The sequence below is a fragment of the Mesorhizobium sp. BR115XR7A genome (assembly GCF_020165315.1).
Taxonomy (GTDB): domain Bacteria; phylum Pseudomonadota; class Alphaproteobacteria; order Rhizobiales; family Rhizobiaceae; genus Mesorhizobium; species Mesorhizobium australicum.
The window spans coordinates 350,194-368,885 of the sequence record NZ_JAIUHW010000005.1; the positions used below are offsets into that span (position 1 = coordinate 350,194).

An 18,692-nucleotide genomic window follows, 5' to 3' on the forward strand; every position below is an offset into this window, starting at 1 on the left:
ATATGCGTTCAGGCTTCGGGCGTCAAGAGGAAAGTTTTTGTCGCTGCCGGGATACCGGATGCATGTCGCCCAAAAGTGCGCGGCGGTTTTGGGGCTACGACATGCATCAAACAGGAAAGCGCCGCGATCAGGATCGCGTGACTTCAAATGCAAACGGCGGACCCGAGAGATCCGCCGTCAAGAGCTGGTGTGCCCAGTCTACCAGAGATCGTAGCGCAGCCCGAGCTTGATCTGGTGATTGCTGATCCCTTTCTCGACCGGAAAGGAAGTCAGGCTCGCGGCGGTCGCGTATTCGACGCTAGGCGCGGAAAAATACTGATAGCCGAGATCTACGGAAACATTCTTGGACACTTGATACGCAAGACCGGCATTCAACGTATAGGCGAGGGAATACTGCGTCTTGCTGTCATCAAGCGTGAAATCGTTGGCGGGGGTGGCCTCGTCGGCATAGCTGGCGGAGAGGCTGCGTTTGCTCACGACGACGCCGACACCCGCACCGACATACGGTGTGATTCCAACATAGGTGCCAAGGTCAACATAGCCATTGAGTATGCCTGAGAACGCATAGTTCTTCAGGTTTCCCGATCCCACGATCGACGTTCCAGCCGGTGCGGTAGCAGTATCGTCATAGCCGAAGCTTGCCTTGTTACCCGGCAAATAGCCGAAGTTGAGATCGGCGCGGAGGTAATCGTTGAAATGATATCCGAAGCCGACGCTCGCATAAATTGCATCTTCGCTCTCGCTAAAGTTTTCGTTGTTGATCGCCGACGGGAAGGTGAAATCCCCATTCTTGAAACTCTTCTGCGCCAGGTAGGAAACATCGCCGCGCAGGTACCAGCCGGAGCCGACCTCGACCGGCACATAATCCGGCGCCTGGTCGACATAGATCGGCGGATCGTAGTCGGCGGCGATTGCAGGCGCCAGCGGCAACAGCAGTGCGGCAAGCGCCAGCGCCATACGCGATATTGATATCATGGTCCCCGGCTCCCGAATTCGGCGCCGTCAAACAAGCAACGGCGGCCAACGTTTCATGAGCCATTGTTAACCATAGTGGTTAAGTGCCGGTTAAGGCTAACAGAGGGTTAGCGAATTGATTTCGAACGGGCTGACCTCGGCTCATCTCAAACGAAAACCGCCCGGCTGATGCCGGGCGGTCGACGAATTCCTGGAAACTTCGAAGCGATTACTTGGTGTAGATCGGCTCGGGCTCCGGCTGATAGGCCACCACCGGCGCGGCGCAACCGTTGTTGCCGCCGAACTGGTAACGCAGACCGCCGCGCACCTCGTGGGTGTTGAAGCCGTGATCGAAGCCCGGCCCGGCGCCCGGCGTGGCGCCGGCTGGACCATACTCGAACATGCGACCGCCTTGAATATGGGAGAAACGGTAACCAGCATCGAGGATGACTTTGTCGGTCAAGCAGTAGGAGGCGCCGGCCATTACCGCGTACGCGAAGCGCCAGCTGGATGTTCCGGGGTTGGACTCGGTTGCGCCCGGGGTCGGGTCGTAGACAGTATCCCATTTGACGCGCGCTCCGCCGATACCGGCGCCGACATAGGGCGTGATGCCGTGCCAGGTGCCGATATCGACATAGGCATTTGCCAGAAGCAGCAAGGCGCTCATCTTCGACGACTCGACCGAGACCGTGGTGAGATCCGAGGTGCCGCCGTTGAAGTTCGACTTGAACCAGTAGTCGGCGGTCAGGTCGGTGCGGAAGTGTTCATTGATCTTGTAGCCGACGCCGCCGCCAAGCGAGAAGCCGCCCTTGAGCTTGCCATAGTCGAAGGACTTGCTCCCGGCGACCCCGACAGGAGGCCCGCACGGGCAAGGCGCGGCGCCGTAGGTGATGTAGTCGATGTCACCGACCTTCGACTTGTGATAGTCGAGGTCGCCACGGATATACCAGCCGCCGACATCGACCGGTTGCTCATAGACCGGCGGCGGCGCTTCTTCGACTTGCGGCTCGGGCAGGTCAGCTGCGAACACCGGCCAGGCCAAGCCCGCGAACAGCAGCGCGAACAGGGCCTTTCTTGCTGTATTGAACATGCTTGTCACCCCTAGAAACCTCGGAACGGCGATCGCGTCCGAATAAGATTGGCTTTCAGGCGTGGATAATGAATTGCAAAAGTTAAAAGGCGTTTAACCCTGTCGATTAACCACGAATCTCCAGAATCCCGGAGATCTGGCAAGGATTTCGACAGAAAGAGACCGATCCTTTGCCAACAAAAAAGCCCGCCGGAGGGGCGGGCTTCGATGCAATAAAGGCGGCGGCGTGACGCCTTCGAGGCTGGCGGGGATCAGGCGGCGCTGCTGCGGGTTTCCGAGATGACCCCGACGATGTCGTTGACGACGGCCTCGACCAGTTGCGGATCGTCGCCCTCGGCCATCACACGGATCAGCGGCTCGGTGCCGGATGGACGGATGACCAGCCGCCCGGCCTTGCCGAGACGATGGCGGGCGTCCTCGATCGCGGCCTTGACCGGGGCTTCCTCCAACGGTTTGCCGCCGGCGATGCGAACGTTCTTCAGCAATTGCGGCACCGGCTCGAACTTCTTCGACAGTTCGCTGACCGGGCGGCCTTGCCGCTTGATGCAGGCCAGCACCTGCAGTGCCGAGACCAGCCCGTCACCTGTGGTCGAGAAGTCGGACAGCACGATGTGGCCCGACTGCTCACCGCCGACATTGAGCCCATGCGCGCGCATATGCTCCACGACATAGCGGTCGCCGACCTTGGTGCGGTGCAACTGCAGCTTCATGTCGCCGAGAAAGCGCTCGAGGCCGAGATTGGACATGACCGTCGAAACGACGCCACCGCCAGCCAGCCGCCCGCTCTGGTGCCAGGACTCGGCAATCAGCGCCATGATCTGGTCGCCGTCGACGATGGCGCCGTTCTCGTCGACGATGACGACCCGGTCCGCATCGCCATCAAGCGCGATGCCGATGTCGGCGCGCACTTCGTGCACCTTTTTCTGCAGATCGGCGGGATGGGTCGAGCCGCATTCCTTGTTGATGTTGAAGCCATTGGGTTCGACATTGATGGCCACGACTTCGGCGCCCAGTTCCCACAGCGCCTCGGGCGCCACCTTGTAGGCCGCGCCATTGGCACAGTCGACGACGATCCGCAGACCCGAAAGCGACATCGAGCGCGGCAAGGTGCGCTTGGCGAATTCGATGTAACGGTCATGCACGCCGTCGACGCGCTTGGCGCGGCCAAGCCCGTCGGAATCGGCGAGCGCCAGTTCGATATCCTTGTCGAGCATGCTCTCGATGCGCTCTTCGATCTCGTCGGACAGCTTGTAGCCGTCTGGGCCGAACAGCTTGATGCCGTTGTCGTAGTAGGGATTGTGAGAGGCCGAGATCATGACGCCAATGTCGGCGCGCAGCGAGCGCACCAGCATGGCAACCGCCGGGGTCGGGATCGGGCCGAGCAGAAACACGTCCATGCCGGCGGCGCAAAGACCGGCCACCATCGCGTTTTCGATCATATAGCCGGACAGCCTGGTGTCCTTGCCGAGCACGACACGATGGCGATGGCTGCCGCGCTGGAACGAAAGGCCGGCGGCCATGCCGACCCGCATGGCGATTTCCGCGGTCATCGGAAACTTGTTGGCGCGCCCGCGAATGCCGTCCGTGCCGAAGTAATTCCCTGCCATGCCAGTCAGTTTCCTTGGTTGTCCTTAGCCGGCACGTCATGCCACAATTGGCCGTCGTGCCTCGATCACATTGTGTGATTATATGTTACCAATCCTTAGAAAATCATTGTTGTGCGTTGCACACAACATGGCCGCAGCCTAGCACGGAGACGCTATGGCGTCACATATACCAGTTTTGCCAGCCATTCGGCGCGGATACATCCCGAGAATTCTTGCCTCGGCGGCAGTCAGGCCGAATGATTTCATCACCTTGTCGTTAGAAAGCGATTTCGGCGATATATAAGCCGCCTGGCATCTGGCGCAACCGACCGTTGAGCGTTATTGATTCGCTGGGACGTATAATGGGCTGCAGCCACGGAGAAACGCTATGCTCATCCACCGAATTGCTACTCTGACCGGCCTTGCGGTCGCGACGTTGTTCCTGGCCGCGCCAGCCAACGCGCTGACGATGGCCGAGTGCAGCACGAAGTACAACGCCGCCAAGGACGCTGGGACACTTGCCGGGGCGACCTGGAACCAGTTCCGCAAGGCACAGTGCGGCACCGACGCCGCCGCCACCACCGACACCAAGGCGGCCACGACCAAGGCTGCTGAAACCAAGCCGGCCGAAGCCAAGCCGGCCAAGACCACCAAGGCCGCCGCAGCGGCCAGCGACAGCACGGCCAAGGGCCTGACCGCCAAGGAATGCAGCACCAAGTACCAGGCGGCCAAGGCCGCCGGCACATTGAACGGCATGAAGTGGAACGACTTCCGCAAGGCCGAATGCGCCGCTGGCGCATCCGCCGCCGCCGACACCGTCAAGCCGGCGACCACCAAGGCTGCGACCACGACGGCCGCAGCTTCCGGCAAGGGCCTGAGCATGGCCGAATGCAGCACCAAGTACCAGGCTGCCAAGACGGCGAACACGCTGAAGGGCATGAAGTGGAACGACTTCCGCAAGGCCGAATGCGGCGCCAGTGCCTCGGATGACGACAGCGTGCCCGCTCCAAGCGAGGCGAGCTACACCAAGGAACCCGCAAAGCCGACGACGGTTGCCCCCAAGGGCGTCACCTTCCCGTCCGCGATCTCGGCGAAATATGCCAGCGAGACCCCCGGAAAAGGCCGCATGCATACCTGCCTTGACCAGTACTATGTCCTCAAGGACGCCAACGCACTCGGCGGTCTGAAGTGGATCCAGAAGGGCGGCGGCTTCTACAGCCTCTGCAATGCCAAGCTGAAGGGCTGAGCCGCGCATAGCATCCCCCCGGGATCGATGGGGCATGACGGTGAATTGAATTAGATGAAATCTGGCAAGGCCAGGCAAAGGCCCGCGATGCATCTGCTTCGCGGGCCTTTTGTTGCGCACGAAGACGCCAGGGTCTTGCTCGCGTCTGCATATCGCGGAAGCTGCCTGCATCATCAATTCGCTTACACTCTCGCCGCGAGGCTGATTGGTAACTCATGAAAATTCTGATTGAACATATCAGGAACAAACAGTATACAAAAGACGTCTGAACTTGTCATCAACCAGGAGGATCTTATGCCCAGTTTAAAATTGGCGGTATTGGCTGTGACGGCATTGGTTGCTTGCGGCGTCGCCCCTGCAAGCGCATTGACGATGAAGGAATGTGGCGAGACCTATCGGACAGCCAAGGAGAGCGGCACTCTGAATGGCATGGACTGGGCCGCTTTCCGCAAGGAGAAATGCGCGACGTCGGCTGCGGAGAGTGTCAGCGCGGATAAGGTCGAAACCGCACCGCAGCCGAAAAAGGAAACCAGCGCGGCACTTGCCCCCACCGTAGCGCCAGCGGGCGTAACATTCCCGACCACCCTCGCCGCCGAGTTCGAGACCGAAAAGCCCGCGAAGGCACGGATGAAGACCTGCCTGCAGGGTTACCATGGCAACAAGGAGGCAGGTACGTTGAACGGCCTTCGCTGGATCCAGAAGGGCGGTGGTTATTACAGCCTGTGCAATGCGCGGCTGAAAGCTGAATCATAAAAAGCGATAACGGCGGAAAGCGGTTCACCGTTTTTCCCGCAGACGTGGCCGTTATCCTCAGGCTGTCCCGAGGATCTGCTGTCGGGCGACATCTGGACCTCGGGCTAGCCTGAGGTTGACGTTCCAAATGTACGTCCGGCCAGCCTCCTGATGCGATGTCGCCCAAAGGTGGTTTGGGGGCGACGACATACTTAGAAGCAAAGACTTAAAGCGCGTCGGGGATAGCGTCAAAGAACAGAGCGGTTCTGCGTTCCGTGAAACGGTGAACCGCTCTGGTCTAGCTTGACGGCTGTGGCTCCATGCCGCCTTCGGGCTCGGGACCCTTCTTGCGGCGGCCGCCGGACTTCGGCACGGCCGAGCCACGGCTCGGCGGCGTGTCGTCGCCGAGGTCGCGCGAGGGCTTGTTGCCCGCGATCAGCTGCTTGATCTCCTCGCCCGACAGCGTCTCGTATTCGAGCAGGCCCTGCGCCAGCGCGATCCATTCCTTCTTCTTCTTGGTCAGCACCGACTTCGCCGTCGAATAGGCCTCGTCGATCAGGCGGCGCACCTCGCCGTCGATGATCTGCGCGGTCTCTTCCGAAATGTTCTGCGTGCGCGCCACCGAATGGCCGAGGAACACTTCCTCCTGGTTGTCGCCATAGGCGACATGGCCGAGCTTGTCGGAGAAGCCCCAGCGCGTGACCATGGCGCGCGCCAGCTTGGTCGCCTGCTCGATGTCGGAGGAAGCACCGGACGTGATGTTCTCCTTGCCGAACTTGAACTCCTCGGCAACGCGGCCGCCCATCATGATGGCGAGGCGCGAGACCATGTATTTGTAGCTCATGGAATAGCGGTCGCCTTCCGGCAACTGCATGACCATGCCGAGCGCGCGGCCGCGCGGGATGATGGTCGCCTTGTGCAGCGGATCGGCCGACGGCACGTTGAGCGCCAGGATGGCGTGTCCGGCCTCGTGATAGGCGGTCAGTTCCTTCTCGGCCTGGGTCATGGCCGACGAGCGGCGCTCGGCGCCCATCATGATCTTGTCCTTGGCGTCCTCGAACTCGGCCATGGTGACGAGGCGCTTGTTGCGCCGCGCCGCCATCAGCGCGGATTCGTTGACCAGGTTCATCAGGTCGGCGCCGGAGAAGCCGGGCGTACCACGGGCGACGACCTTGAGGTCGACATTGGGCGCCAGCGGCACGTTGCGCACATGCACCTTGAGGATCTTCTCGCGGCCGACGATGTCTGGGTTCGGCACCACCACCTGGCGGTCGAAACGGCCTGGACGCAGCAACGCCGGATCGAGCACGTCGGGCCGGTTGGTGGCGGCGATCAGGATGATGCTTTCGTTGGACTCGAAGCCGTCCATCTCGACCAGCAGCTGGTTCAGAGTCTGCTCGCGCTCGTCATTGCCACCGCCGAGGCCGGCACCGCGATGGCGGCCGACGGCATCGATTTCGTCGATGAAGATGATGCAGGGCGCATTCTTCTTGGCCTGGTCGAACATGTCGCGGACACGGGACGCGCCGACGCCGACGAACATCTCAACGAAATCCGAACCCGAAATGGTAAAGAACGGCACGTTGGCTTCACCGGCGACCGAACGGGCAAGCAGCGTCTTGCCGGTGCCGGGAGGGCCGACCAGCAGCACGCCGCGCGGAATCTTGCCGCCGAGGCGCTGGAACTTCTGCGGATCGCGCAGGAATTCGACGATCTCTTCGAGGTCTTCCTTGGCCTCGTCGACGCCGGCGACGTCCTGGAAGGTGACGCGGCCATGCGCCTCGGTAAGCAGCTTGGCCTTCGACTTGCCGAAGCCCATGGCGCGCCCGGAGCCGGACTGCATCTGGCGCATGAAGAATATCCACACGCCGAGGATCAGGATCATCGGCAGCCACGAGATCAGATAGCCGAACAGCGAATTGGAGCCGTCGGTCTCGGGCCGCGCATTGATGGTGACGTTCTTGTCCTGCAGCCGCGAGACCAGCTGGGGATCGCCGGGCGAATAGGTCTGGAAGCCGCTGGAATTGTCGGTGTAGTTGCCGGTGATGCGGGCGCCCGCGATGGTCACCGTCTTGACCCGGCCGGCCGCGACGTCCTGCAGGAACTGCGAATAAGGCACATCGCTCGAAGCCCCGCGCGTCTGCGGCGTCTGGAACAGATTGAAGAGGGCGATGAGCAGGACCGCTATGATCGCCCAGAGCGCGAGGTTGCGATAGTTCGGATTCATCAATTGTCCCGTTGGCGTCCGCGAGCGGACAGCATCATGAGAGGAAACTTGGGCCTAACATAGGGAGAGCGTACCCCCTTGCCAAGCAGAACAGCATGTCTGGGTTAAGCTTTCGCCCAGCATCAACCGGCACGAGGGCCACGCAATGGCAAGGCGGGAAGCGGTGCCGCGCCGATCAACCCGGCGACGCCGCTCGCCGGGGCCAGGTCGAAGGACGGCAGGAAGCGGGCAAAGGGAGCAACGACCGGCAAGGCCGCGAACCCTTGCGATGTCGGCCTGTCAGGCTCCGGACCCACCTTCTCGACGGCTTGCAGCCATCCTGGTTCCGCCGCCAATGCCGCACGCAGCAGGCTTGGCGGGGTTTCGCCCCGGCCTATAGCCAGCCGCTTCGCCGCCATTGCCCCGAATGGCGCGATCAACAATGCGCCGCCGGCGTCGTTCAATGTGATTTGGCGGCGCCCATCCCAGATGGCGCCGTCGATCGTTGCCGCCGCCGCCGGCAAACCGCGCATCTCCCGACGCAGGAAGATGCCGGCGCGCCGGAAGTCGACCACTGTCCGCGACAATGTGGCGCAAAGAAATCCGGCTTTCAGCCGGGCGAACAACGCCTCGCCGCGGGCTTGGTCCGGCAGGAAGGCAATCCCGCCTGACGTCGCCAGGAGAACGCGCAGTGCGTATACGGCCGTCCGATCGGCGCCGGCGCCGAGCAGGGCCGGATCGAGCCGGATGAGGCCCGCCGCCGGCTGGCTGGCAAAGCGCTCGATCAGACGGGCGGCCTCACCGCCAAGCCGCGTCCGGTCGCCGGCCTGCCGCGCGGCCAACGCCAGCGCGTCGTTCATGCGCTGCGCGCCGGCCTCCCCGGCAAGGGCTGCGCGCATGCGCGGCCGCTCGAAGGCTTCATCGGCATTGGTCGGGTCCTCGGCCCAGCCGACCTGTTGGCGCCGCAGGAAATCGCGCAGCGCATCGCGCCGCACGCTAAGAAGCGGTCGCACGATCCAGTCGCGCCAGTCATGCAGGGTGGCGGGCGCCATGCCGGCGAGGCCCCGTCCCTCGTCGCGGGTCGCATCGTTGCGATCGCGCCGCATCAGCACCGTCTCGGCCTGGTCGTCCGCTGTATGTCCGGTCACGATCAGGCCGATGCCTTCCGCCCGGGCGGCGCTGGCCAGCAGCTGGTAGCGCGCCTCGCGCGCCGCCGCCGGCAGGCCGGTCGACGGCTTGGCGCCGGACCAGGCCAGCATGCGGTGGGCGATGTCGCGATCCGCGCAAAGCTTCGCCACGGTCCGCGCCTCATCAGCCGAACCTTGCCGCAAGCCGTGGTCGATTGTGACCGCGAGCAGCTTCGCGGACGGTGCGGTTTTGTCGAGATGCTGTTTGAGAAGGAGAAGGAGCGCAGTCGAGTCGCTGCCCCCGGATACGGCCGCTACGGCGCCGTTGGAAAAATCGATATGCGAAAAGAGTCCGGTCGAAAGATCAGGCCCGGTATCGAGCATCAATCCATGTCGCCAAAAAGCGGTCCCGGTTTTGGGACTACGAGACCCCCAGAAAAAATCAGCACGCAGCCAGGGCCTTCTCCTGCTTGACGCGTTCCTTGAGTGTGCTGGAAATATCGGGATAGCGCTTGCCGACCTCGCTGAAGGTGGCGCAGGCAACATCGTGCTGCTTGAGACCGACCAGCGACACGCCCAGCTTCAACAGCATGTCGGGCGCCTTCTTGGCTTTGGGATAATCCTTGCTGGCGGCGAGGAACACTTCCGCCGCATCGCGGTATTTCTGCTGGCCAAGCAGCGATTCCCCCAGCCAGTAATGCGCGTCCGCCGCCTTCGCGTCCTTGGGGAAGCGCGAGATATGATCGCGGAAACCCTGTTCGGCGGTGCCGTAGTCACCCGACAGGATGAACTGGTAGGAGTTGCGATAAAGCTCTTCGGGATTGTTGGTCGCGGGCAGCGCCGCGACCACCGTGCCGCCGGACTTGCCGGCCTTGGCCGGCGCGCTGGCGGCTGGTGCCGTGTCCTGTGCCGGCGCGGTTGCCTGCGTGCTGCCGCCGGCATCGATCACATTGCCGTTCTTGTCGACAGTGATGGATCCAAAGGTCTTTTCGGGCGCTCCCTTGCCGGGGATCACCTTGCCGGGGTCACCGTCGGGTGATTCGACGATGACGTCCTCGACCGTCTTGCCGCCTGTGGATTGATCGCCGCCCGGCGCGGCGCCGGCATCGGCCGGCGCCTGGGTTGCCGGGGCCGAGGCCACGTCGGTGTTGGTCCCGGTGGTGGCATCTGATTTCTTCTGCGCCGGCGGTTGACCACCTTGCGAGCCGCCTTCAAGCTGCTGGAAGCGGAACTCGTTGTCTTCCTGCTGTTTGCGGATCTGCTCCTGCATCTGCAGGATCTGGAAATTGAGTTCCTCGACCTTGCCGGTCAACTGCCGCATTTGGTCCTCGAGCCCGGTCACGCCGGCGCCGCTCGACTGGGCGAGCTGGACCTGATCTTGCTTTTTCTTCTCGCCGAAAAGGCTGGGCAACTCGAGTGTCGGCAGATGAAAGGAAAAGCCGGTCTCGGCTGATTGCCCTGTACCGCTCGCCGAAGCGGTTACGCCTGATAGGAGCAGCAGCGCCAGCGTGCCGCTCAGAACCGATCTCAAATGCATGTGTCTCTCGCCGTCCAATCGTTAGCTTGTTCGCGCCTTCCAATCGATGTGAGACCAGCCAAGCGCCCTCGGCTCATAGCAGGGCGCGAGACTTCGGCCAAATTTTGTTTCGGGTGTCAGGAGATGAAAAAGGCGGCCCGAGGACCGCCTTTCGCAAAGAGGTGTTGTATTTTTGCCATCTGTGCCGTGCGCGCCTTGCGGCGCGCGACGCCTCAGGAACCAGCGCCGCTGAGCGTGGTGACGGCGCGGCGGTTCTGCGACCAGCAGGAGATGTCGTCGCATACGGCGACAGGACGTTCCTTGCCGTAGGAAATCGTCTTGAGACGGCTCGCCGAAACACCCTTGGAAACCAGGAAGTCGCGCGTGGCGGCGGCACGGCGGGCACCGAGCGCCAGATTGTATTCGCGCGTGCCGCGTTCGTCGGCATGGCCTTCGACGACGATGGCATACTGCTTGTACTGGTTCAGCCACTGTGCCTGGCGCGACAGCGTCGTCTGTGCGTCGGCACGGATCGAGGTCGAGTCCGTATCGAAGAAGATACGGTCGCCGATGTTGACGGTGAAGTCCTGTGCCGAGCCGGGTGTTGCGGCACCCGCGCCATTGAGGCCAAGGTCAGCGGCGCTGTTCGGGGTCTTCTTCGAAGCGCAACCGGTGATGGCGAGCATCGCCACCAGCGCGATCATGGCCGGGTTTCTGGTCAGTGCTGCGATACGGCCCATGCCGCCTCTCCTTCGTATTCGAGTGATCATGTTTCGAGTGATTTCGTTGATCACCCAGTAACCACGTTTGGGTTAACCGGCATTCAAGAAACACGGTTAAAATTTGGTTTAGGCTGCCCGTCCGCAGCTGTTTTGTCGTAGGCCACAGTTGGCGCGGACCCTAGGCGGAAATGCGGCCAAAACGCGACGAAGGCATGGAAAAGGGGAATGTAAGGGGGAATTGAAGAGTTGGAGAACTGAAGAATTGAAGAAGGATGTTCACCCTAGCTTCACTCTGAGGTTCACCAGCATTCCGTACACCTGGCCATACGATTGTAGCCACTCGTCCCGTTGCGCCTGCGAGATGTATTCGAGATCGAACGCGTATGAAATCCACGTCTCCACTTCACTGCACGATCCTATGGCCATCGAAATGAACCGGGCAAATTCAGCTTTGGAGTGGGTCTGTTTGGCAAATCCCTCGGCCAGATTGGCGCAAATCCCTTTGCTGGAACGCCGCAACTGATCGGCCAGCGCGTATTGCTCTATCTTGGGAAAAGCGAGGGTGGCCTTGTGAACCGCCAGAGAGACCACGTAAGCGCGCTTGTAGACCTCTAGATCCTTTGCTCGCTTAACGTAGCCCTCTACTTTCTCCATCTCTTCAATTCTTCAATTCGCCAATTCCCGTTCTATTCCAGCAGCGGCGACCAGGCCGGATCCGAAGCAAAGTTCGTCGTCGGGATCGGCTGCTCGTTGCGGCCGGTGAGATCGACGGAAACCAGTTTCGGGCCGCCATTGGCGTCGCGGAAAAACATCAGCACGCGGCCGTTCGGCGCCCAGGTCGGGCCTTCCTGCTGGAAGCCGGACGACAGGATGCGCTCGCCCGAGCCGTCGGTCTTCATGACGCCGATCTGGAATTCGCCGCCGCTCTGCTTGGTGAAGGCGATGAGGTCGCCGCGCGGCGACCACACCGGCGTCGAATAGACGCCGTCGCCGAACGAGATGCGGGTCTGGCCCGATCCGTCGGCGCCCATGACGTAGATCTGCGCGCGACCGCCACGGTCGGAGGTGAACACCACCTTGCTGCCGTCGGGCGAGTAGGAAGGCGAGGTGTCAATGGCGGTCGAGTTGGTCAGCCGCGTCGTCGAACGGCTGCGCAGGTCCATGGCGAAGATGTTGGAATTGCCGTCGTCGCGCAGCAGGCTCATGATCACCTTCTGGCCGTCGGGCGAGAAGCGCGGCGCAAAGGTCATGCCTGGAAAATTGCCTACCAGTTCACGCTGCCCGGTCTCGATCTGCAGGAGATAGACCCTGGGCTGGCCGCTCTCATAGGACATGTAGGTGATTTCCTGCCGGTTCGGCGAGAAGCGCGGCGTCAGCACGATCGACCTGCCGTCCGAAAGGTAGCGGACGTTGGCGCCGTCCTGGTCCATGATGGCGAGGCGCTTCTTGCGCGCGTTCTTGGCGCCGGACTCGTCGATGAAGACGACGCGCGTATCGAAATAGCCCTTCTCGCCGGTCAGCCGTTCATAGATGGCGTCGGCGATGATGTGGGCGACGCGGCGCTGATTGGCGTCGTTGGCGAAGAACTGCTCGCCGGCCATCTGCTGGCCCGCGAATGTGTCCCACAGCCGGTACTGGGCGCGGATGCGGCCGTCTGCTTCCTTGCTGACGCTGCCGGTGACCAGAGCCTGCGCATTGATCACCTTCCAGTCGTCGAAGCGGGGGGTTGCGTCCGGATTGGCGATCTTCTCGATGAAGGCGCTCTTGTCGATCGGCGCGAACAGGCCGGAGCGCTTCAAGTCGGCGGTGACGATCTGGGAAATCTGCGCGCCAAGTGCGTCGCCGCCCTGGAAATCGGTGATGGCGATCGGCAACGGCTCGACATTGCCCTTGTTGACGTTGAGTTCGACCAGCGCCCAGGCAGGCATCGGAACGATGGCCGTCATGCCCAGCGCCATGGCTGCAATCGTCAGGAGCGGCTTGAGGATTGATTTCATGTCTTCTCGCTTCTCATACTGATCTTCGGATATCAGGGCCTAGAGGCCGAGCATCTCCCTTGGGTCGAATGTGACCCGGATGTCGTTCCAGATGTCCTGCTTGCCGGCGGGAACCTGCAGGCCGGCCATGTCGCATTTCTGAACCGCGCGCACCGCGCTCTCGTCGAACTGCCTGTTGCCGCTCGACGTTTCAACGGAAGGACGGCCGTCGAGCTTGCCGGAGTTGTTCAGGTTGAAACGGACGACGACGACGAAATTCTCCGAACCTTCAAGCCCGGCCGGCAAGGTCCAGCAACCGCCGAGCTGGCTTTCCAGGGCGCCCTGCTCCGACTTCGACAGCTTCTGGCCCTGATCCTTGTCGCCGCCGAGCGACGCTTGCTGCGTCGAGCGCTTGGCGCCGCCGCCGGACGGCTTCTGCTTGTCGAGCAGCGCCGAAATCTCGTTGGCGTTGAACTGCTTGTCGTCCGACTTTGGCTTGGACGAAGCTTCCTTGACCGGCTTGTCGGCATCCTTGCGTTCAGGCGCCTTGGCGCTTTCGGCCTGTGCCGGCTGCGGCTTCGGCCGGGCCTCCGGCGCGGGCGCCGAATTCGGCAACTGCGCCTCCTCGGTGGGCGGGTCCTTGGCTATTGCCTCGGCGACGGCGTCGGGCTTGACCTCGGGCGTTGGATCGATGGCGGCGGTCTTGTCCTGCGGCGGCGGTGTCGGCGCGGGCTTTGCCGGAGTGGGCTTCGGCTCGGTCTGCTTGACCGGCTCAGGCTTGACCTCTTCCTTGGGCGTCGGCGCTGGCGCCACTTCCGTCGCCGGAATGGGCTTGGGCTTTTCCTGCGGCTTCGGCACGTCCTCGGTCTTCGGGATTTCCTTCGGGGTCGGCGCGGGCGCCGGAGCCGAGGTCGTGTCGACGGGTTTCGGCTTGGCTTCAGGCGTTATCGGCTTGTCGGTGTCGACGCTGTTTTCGCCGACCTTCTGTGCATTCGGCACGATATCGGGACGCTGCGTCGGCAACGGCGCCGGCTTTTCATGCATCACGGCCTTCTTGTCGCCCTGCAGGGTCTGCGCAATGGCTTCCATCGGCACGATATCGACCGCGACGGACTCGACATCGGCTGACGGAAGCGCGGCCGGCGCCGACAGCGTGAACAGGCCGAAGGCCAGCACCGCCGTATGCAAGATCACCGATGTGGTGAGGCCGGTCCTCATCGTGCGTCTATTGATCCTGTTCCTGCAGTGAAACCAAGCCGATGTTCTTGTAGCCAGCGGCCGAAATGCGGGCCATCACCTTCATCGCCGTGCCGTAGTCGGTCGACTTGTCGCCTCGGATGAAGATGCGCTCTTCATAGCCGGTCTTCGAGATCGCCTGCAGCTTGGCCACCAGCTCCTCGATCGGAATCTCGGTTTCCTGCAGGAAGATCTTGCCGGTCGCATCGATCGACACGGTGATCGGCTGGGTGTCGGCATTCATCGCCTTGGCCTGCGTGTCGGGCAGGTCGATCGGCACGCCGACCGTCAGCATCGGTGCGGCGACCATGAAGATGATCAGCAGCACCAGCATCACGTCGACCATCGGCGTAACATTGATCTCCGACATCAATGCATGGTGACGGCCGCGCCGTCGATGACCCCTGCCGCCACGTCCACCACCTGCGCCTACAGACATTCCCATGATCGTCCCTCAGGCCTTCGGCGCGACTTTTTCATCGATTTGGCGCGAGAGTATGGCGGAGAACTCGTCGGAGAACCCCTCCATCCGCACGGCGATCTTGCTCGCATCCGATGACAGCTTGTTATAGGCGATGACCGCCGGAATGGCGGCGAGCAGGCCGATGGCCGTCGCCAGCAGCGCCTCGGCGATGCCGGGCGCGACCACCGCGAGACTGGTGTTCTTTGAGCCGGCGATGGCCTGGAACGAGGTCATGATGCCGATGACGGTGCCGAACAGGCCGATGAAAGGTGCCGCCGAGCCGGTGGTGGCGAGGAAGCCGAGGCGGCCCTCCAGCTTTTCCATCTCACGGGTCAGCGCCAGGTCCATGGCCTTGTCGATGCGGGTCTGCAGGCCGAGCGGCGACTTGGCGCCTTTCTCGAAACTCTTCTTCCATTCGCGCATGGCGGCGACGAAGATGGCGCCCATGCCTGTCGTCTTGCGGTCGGCAAGGGTGCGATAGAGCTCCTCCAGCGACTGCCCGGACCAGAAAACCTGCTCGAAGCGGTTCAGCGCCAGGCGCATGCGGCCATAGGCAACCAGCTTGTCGACGATGATCGCCCAGGTCCACACCGAGGCGCAGAGCAGCCCGATCATGACCAGCTTGACCACCCAGCTGGCCTGCATGAACAAGGCCCAAATCGACAATTGCGCGCCCGGTTCGGCGAGTGCGATATTTTCCATCGTTACGTCCTTAAGATTTTCCGGGCGAAGCTGGCGGCTGGCCCATGGCATCCCTTGTGGTCGGTTCGCACGAAGCTACCGGACACCCCAAACCGTGCCGTTAGCGGCCTTTTCGGGGCAAATATTGGTGAAAGGAAGGCGCTCGATAACGCCAATCTTCACCAATCTCTTCATGAACCGTTATGGTTAAGGATGGGTTAGTCCATAAGGCGCGGCGCATTGCCGCGCCCCGGCACCGGCGCTGGCGAAGTCGGCACGCGATCCGTCCAATCAGTCCTGGGGAACGACCTTGGGCATGAACGCCGCCACCCATTCCCTGGGAAAACGCCTCGGCCGGCCGTTCTCGCCGATGATCGCCGCCTCGACCTTGGCCTCGACCAGCACCTCTTCGCCGCGCTTGAGCTGCTGCGCCATGAAGATACGCGCGCCGGAAATGGTCTCGGTGCGGGTGTCGACGGTCAGGATGTCATCGATACGGGCGGGGATGCGGAAGTCGATCTCCATGCGGCGCACCACCCACACGATCTTCTCGCCGTGCTTGCCGTCGGCGAGTTCGGTGTGATGCACGCCGGTGAGCCTGAGATAGTCGGAGCGGCCGCGCTCGAGGAATTCCAGATAGCGCGCGTGATAGACGACACCCGAGAAATCGGTATCGGCATAATAGACCCGCGCCATCAGCCGGTGGCCGAACGCGGTCAGCGCACCGGAAAGCCCTGCCAGCAATGCCGCGGATTCACCATGATCGCCCATTGCGCTTCCCTTTTGGATGCCGACGCGGCAGGTATTTTTTGGCGCATGAACCCGATGGCACTGTTGACGACGATGATCAAGACCTTGATGGCGGTCGTGCTGGCGCTGGCCGCTTCTACACTCTCGGGTGAGGCGGCGACCTTCTCCATGAAGCGCGGTCTCAATCTCGACCAGTGGGTCACCTGGCCCGGCGAGGACCAGTGGGGTGATGCCAAGGCCATCCTGCCCTACCCGGAATGGCGCAAATTCCTCAACGAGGACGACCTCAAGGCGCTGAAGGATGCCGGCTTCGATTTCCTGCGCATGCCGGTCGATCCGTCGCCTTTTCTCTCGGACAAGACAACGGACCTTCGTGACCAACTCTATGCCAGCGTGCTGGACTCGGCGCGCATGATCAATCGCGCCGGACTGAAGGTCATCGTCGACATGCACCTGATCCCGGCCGGCGGCGGCCGCAAGATCGGCATGGGCGAAGTGATGGACGACCCCGCGACCTTCGACCGCTATGTCGAGGTGGTTCGCGGCATGGCGCGCACGCTGGCCGCCGAAGATCCCGAGAAGGTCGCTTTCGAACCCATGAACGAGCCGATCGTCGATTGCGACAGCGACGGCACCAGCCTGTGGCCCGACCGCCAGCGCAAGCTGTTCGCGGCGGCGCGCGCCTCGGCGACGAAACTGACGCTGATCCTGACCGGAGCTTGCTATTCCGCTGCTTCGTCTCTGGAAAAGATCGACCCCAAGACGATCCCCGACGACAACGTCATCTGGACCTTCCACTCCTATGACCCGTTCCTGCTCACCCATCAGGGCGCGACGTGGGCCGGCGACTTCATTCCCTATGTGACCGGCCTGCCCTATCCTTTGACCGCGGTGCCGAAGGCGCAGCTTGATGTGACGCTGGACACCATCCGCGCCCGGATCAAGGCCGAGGCGCCGTGGACACGGCAGCATGGCCTGCTTGCCTATCTCGACGAGCAGGTCGCCAGCATGGACAGCGCCGACAAGCTGCTTGGCCTGATGGATGCGCCGTTCAAGGCTGTCGAGGCTTGGGCGAGGGCCAACGGCATCAAGCCGGAAGACATCACGCTGGGCGAGTTCGGCATGATCCGCCAGGAGTATGGCAATGCCTATGTGATGCCGGCCGAGTATCGGGCCGCCTATGTCAGGGACATGATCGCTCGGGCCGAAGCACATGGCTTCTCATGGTCGGTGTGGAGCTATGGCGGGGCTTTCGGTATCGTCGACGCGTTCAATGGCGACAAGGCCGAGCCTGACGTGCTGGACACAATCCGAGGTCTGCCATGACGCGCCAGTCAGCCGAGGTCGATCTGCAGGATTTCCGGACGCATTCCGAAACGGATCGGCAAATTGCTGAAGCCAAGCCCGCCCGAGACGATGAGGTTGCGGTCGTTCTCGACGACATGGCCATAGGCGTAGCGATTGCCGAACTGGGATGGCACGATCGGCGAATAGCCGAACAGCCGCACCTGCCCGCCATGGGTGTGTCCCGATAGAGTCAGCGACACACGCCACGGCACTTTTGGAAAAATGTCCGGTTCGTGCGCCAGCAGGATGACGGGCGCGGCGTCGCTGATTTTGGCCAGCGTGCCGTCGAGATCGTCCAATCCCCTGGGAGGCTCGTGCTTCTTTTTCGGCAACAGCGCCAACTGATCGGCGAGGCCCGCGATCCAGACGCCATGTCCGTCCTTTTCCAGACGCACGGCGTCGTTCTCCAGCACCGGGATGCCGGCTTTCTCCAGAGCCTTGCGCGCGATCGTCGGGCCGACTTCGGCACGCTGCGCAAAGCCGTCGGCCCACCAGTCGTGATTGCCGAGGATCGACACCACGCCGAGCGGCGCCTTGAGGCCCGACAGGGCGCCAGCCCATTCCGGCGGCGTCACCCTTTGCGACACCAGGCGCATGCCGGCTATGTAGTCGCCGAGCAGCACGATCAGGTCCGGCCGCAAGGCATTCGCCTCTTCGGCAAGCGAAGCGATCCGCTCCGGCGTCATCCACGGCCGGCAAGCATGGATGTCGGCGAGCGCGACGACGCGCAGCTTCAATCCGGCCGGCCAATGCGGTGGCGTCAGCGCATAGCGCTTCACATGCGTCAGCAGCATCGGCTCGATACCGACGGCGTAGGCGCTGAAGGAGGCGACCGACAGGAACGACCCGCCGATAAAGCGCAGGAACCCGCGTCTGGTTATCATCAAGTGGCTCCGGCACCTCATTTCGGCATGCGCTGCTACATGTCGCCCAAAAGCGATCTCGGTCGGGAGGAGGACATGCATGGATGCAGCGAACCCGATACAATCCAGCAATACGCCGGTAAGCCGGCGAAGATGAGGAGAATTTGCGCAGGCCCGTTCACTGATGCTTGATCGCT

Annotated in this window: 17 protein-coding genes; 3 read left to right on the forward strand and 14 right to left on the reverse strand. The window is 62.5% G+C overall.

All coding sequences use genetic code 11. From position 1 onward, the window contains the following. Positions 1-198: 198 nt before the first annotated feature. The 3 genes from LB557_RS13465 to glmM all read right to left on the reverse strand — a co-directional run bounded on the left by LB557_RS13465 (position 199) and on the right by glmM (position 3,651). The gene (locus LB557_RS13465; RefSeq protein ID WP_140874771.1) at positions 199-975 is read right to left on the reverse strand and encodes an outer membrane protein; all 777 of its coding nucleotides are present in this window, start codon (positions 973-975) and stop codon (positions 199-201) included. A gap of 208 nt (positions 976-1,183) precedes the next feature. Continuing rightward, on the reverse strand, positions 1,184-2,044 hold the full coding sequence (locus LB557_RS13470; RefSeq protein ID WP_015315279.1) for an outer membrane protein: 861 nt from the start codon (positions 2,042-2,044) through the stop codon (positions 1,184-1,186). 251 nt (positions 2,045-2,295) lie between these two features. Further along, complete coding sequence (gene glmM, locus LB557_RS13475) at positions 2,296-3,651, reverse strand: phosphoglucosamine mutase (protein WP_015315278.1); 1,356 nt, start codon at positions 3,649-3,651, stop codon at positions 2,296-2,298. Between the two features lie 367 nt (positions 3,652-4,018). Here glmM and LB557_RS13480 point away from each other — a divergent pair, with 367 nt between their 5' ends. Together LB557_RS13480 and LB557_RS13485 are read left to right on the forward strand one after the other, a co-directional pair. Continuing rightward, positions 4,019-4,876 (forward strand): hypothetical protein, encoded by an 858-nt coding sequence (locus LB557_RS13480; RefSeq protein ID WP_015315277.1) that lies wholly within the window; start codon positions 4,019-4,021, stop codon positions 4,874-4,876. 294 nt (positions 4,877-5,170) lie between these two features. Continuing rightward, positions 5,171-5,629, forward strand: coding sequence for a hypothetical protein (locus tag LB557_RS13485; protein WP_015315276.1), 459 nt, complete (start codon positions 5,171-5,173; stop codon positions 5,627-5,629). A gap of 277 nt (positions 5,630-5,906) precedes the next feature. On the opposite strand, the gene ftsH is transcribed toward LB557_RS13485, so the two are convergent. The 10 genes from ftsH to ybgC form a co-directional block, all read right to left on the reverse strand. Then, on the reverse strand, positions 5,907-7,835 hold the full coding sequence (gene ftsH, locus LB557_RS13490; RefSeq protein WP_015315275.1) for an ATP-dependent zinc metalloprotease FtsH: 1,929 nt from the start codon (positions 7,833-7,835) through the stop codon (positions 5,907-5,909). Positions 7,836-7,957: 122 nt separating this feature from the next. Further along, positions 7,958-9,325: a tRNA lysidine(34) synthetase TilS gene (tilS, locus tag LB557_RS13495; RefSeq protein WP_224643736.1), complete on the reverse strand. Its 1,368-nt coding sequence runs from the start codon at positions 9,323-9,325 to the stop codon at positions 7,958-7,960. Between the two features lie 58 nt (positions 9,326-9,383). Next, positions 9,384-10,478 carry a tol-pal system protein YbgF gene (gene ybgF, locus LB557_RS13500; protein ID WP_140616641.1) on the reverse strand — a complete coding sequence of 365 codons (1,095 nt, stop codon included), beginning with the start codon at positions 10,476-10,478 and terminating at the stop codon, positions 9,384-9,386. 212 nt (positions 10,479-10,690) lie between these two features. Further along, positions 10,691-11,197, reverse strand: a complete 507-nt coding sequence (gene pal / locus LB557_RS13505) for a peptidoglycan-associated lipoprotein Pal (protein WP_015315272.1) — start codon at positions 11,195-11,197, stop codon at positions 10,691-10,693. Between the two features lie 258 nt (positions 11,198-11,455). Further along, the gene (locus LB557_RS13510) at positions 11,456-11,833 is read right to left on the reverse strand and encodes a four helix bundle protein (RefSeq protein WP_224643727.1); all 378 of its coding nucleotides are present in this window, start codon (positions 11,831-11,833) and stop codon (positions 11,456-11,458) included. Positions 11,834-11,865: 32 nt separating this feature from the next. Continuing rightward, on the reverse strand, positions 11,866-13,137 hold the full coding sequence (gene tolB, locus LB557_RS13515) for a Tol-Pal system beta propeller repeat protein TolB (RefSeq protein ID WP_224531044.1): 1,272 nt from the start codon (positions 13,135-13,137) through the stop codon (positions 11,866-11,868). Positions 13,138-13,215: 78 nt separating this feature from the next. Beyond that, positions 13,216-14,373, reverse strand: a complete 1,158-nt coding sequence (locus tag LB557_RS13520) for a TonB family protein (protein ID WP_140822576.1) — start codon at positions 14,371-14,373, stop codon at positions 13,216-13,218. Positions 14,374-14,380: 7 nt separating this feature from the next. Next, positions 14,381-14,836 carry a protein TolR gene (gene tolR / locus LB557_RS13525; protein ID WP_023784270.1) on the reverse strand — a complete coding sequence of 152 codons (456 nt, stop codon included), beginning with the start codon at positions 14,834-14,836 and terminating at the stop codon, positions 14,381-14,383. A gap of 9 nt (positions 14,837-14,845) precedes the next feature. Beyond that, positions 14,846-15,556, reverse strand: a complete 711-nt coding sequence (tolQ, locus tag LB557_RS13530) for a protein TolQ (RefSeq protein ID WP_015315267.1) — start codon at positions 15,554-15,556, stop codon at positions 14,846-14,848. Between the two features lie 270 nt (positions 15,557-15,826). Beyond that, positions 15,827-16,306 carry a tol-pal system-associated acyl-CoA thioesterase gene (gene ybgC / locus LB557_RS13535; protein ID WP_015315266.1) on the reverse strand — a complete coding sequence of 160 codons (480 nt, stop codon included), beginning with the start codon at positions 16,304-16,306 and terminating at the stop codon, positions 15,827-15,829. A gap of 54 nt (positions 16,307-16,360) precedes the next feature. On the opposite strand from ybgC, the gene LB557_RS13540 reads away from it, so the two are divergent. Further along, positions 16,361-17,611: a glycoside hydrolase family 5 protein gene (locus LB557_RS13540; RefSeq protein WP_224644252.1), complete on the forward strand. Its 1,251-nt coding sequence runs from the start codon at positions 16,361-16,363 to the stop codon at positions 17,609-17,611. Between the two features lie 8 nt (positions 17,612-17,619). Here the strand turns inward: LB557_RS13540 and LB557_RS13545 are convergent, their stop codons facing one another. Then, positions 17,620-18,516 (reverse strand): metallophosphoesterase, encoded by an 897-nt coding sequence (locus LB557_RS13545; RefSeq protein ID WP_224644254.1) that lies wholly within the window; start codon positions 18,514-18,516, stop codon positions 17,620-17,622. Positions 18,517-18,692 lie beyond the last annotated feature (176 nt).

Coding starts and splice junctions, on each gene's coding strand:
- LB557_RS13540 (WP_224644252.1), top strand. CDS start 16,361: ATGGCACTGTTGACGACGATGATCAAGACCTTGATGGCGGTCGTGCTG.
- LB557_RS13520 (WP_140822576.1), bottom strand. CDS start 14,373: ATGAGGACCGGCCTCACCACATCGGTGATCTTGCATACGGCGGTGCTG.
- tolR (WP_023784270.1), bottom strand. CDS start 14,836: ATGGGAATGTCTGTAGGCGCAGGTGGTGGACGTGGCGGCAGGGGTCAT.
- tilS (WP_224643736.1), bottom strand. CDS start 9,325: ATGCTCGATACCGGGCCTGATCTTTCGACCGGACTCTTTTCGCATATC.
- LB557_RS13485 (WP_015315276.1), top strand. CDS start 5,171: ATGCCCAGTTTAAAATTGGCGGTATTGGCTGTGACGGCATTGGTTGCT.
- tolB (WP_224531044.1), bottom strand. CDS start 13,137: ATGGCGCTGGGCATGACGGCCATCGTTCCGATGCCTGCCTGGGCGCTG.
- LB557_RS13510 (WP_224643727.1), bottom strand. CDS start 11,833: ATGGAGAAAGTAGAGGGCTACGTTAAGCGAGCAAAGGATCTAGAGGTC.
- pal (WP_015315272.1), bottom strand. CDS start 11,197: ATGGGCCGTATCGCAGCACTGACCAGAAACCCGGCCATGATCGCGCTG.
- LB557_RS13465 (WP_140874771.1), bottom strand. CDS start 975: ATGATATCAATATCGCGTATGGCGCTGGCGCTTGCCGCACTGCTGTTG.
- glmM (WP_015315278.1), bottom strand. CDS start 3,651: ATGGCAGGGAATTACTTCGGCACGGACGGCATTCGCGGGCGCGCCAAC.
- LB557_RS13545 (WP_224644254.1), bottom strand. CDS start 18,516: ATGATAACCAGACGCGGGTTCCTGCGCTTTATCGGCGGGTCGTTCCTG.
- ybgC (WP_015315266.1), bottom strand. CDS start 16,306: ATGGGCGATCATGGTGAATCCGCGGCATTGCTGGCAGGGCTTTCCGGT.
- LB557_RS13480 (WP_015315277.1), top strand. CDS start 4,019: ATGCTCATCCACCGAATTGCTACTCTGACCGGCCTTGCGGTCGCGACG.
- tolQ (WP_015315267.1), bottom strand. CDS start 15,556: ATGGAAAATATCGCACTCGCCGAACCGGGCGCGCAATTGTCGATTTGG.
- LB557_RS13470 (WP_015315279.1), bottom strand. CDS start 2,044: ATGTTCAATACAGCAAGAAAGGCCCTGTTCGCGCTGCTGTTCGCGGGC.
- ftsH (WP_015315275.1), bottom strand. CDS start 7,835: ATGAATCCGAACTATCGCAACCTCGCGCTCTGGGCGATCATAGCGGTC.
- ybgF (WP_140616641.1), bottom strand. CDS start 10,478: ATGCATTTGAGATCGGTTCTGAGCGGCACGCTGGCGCTGCTGCTCCTA.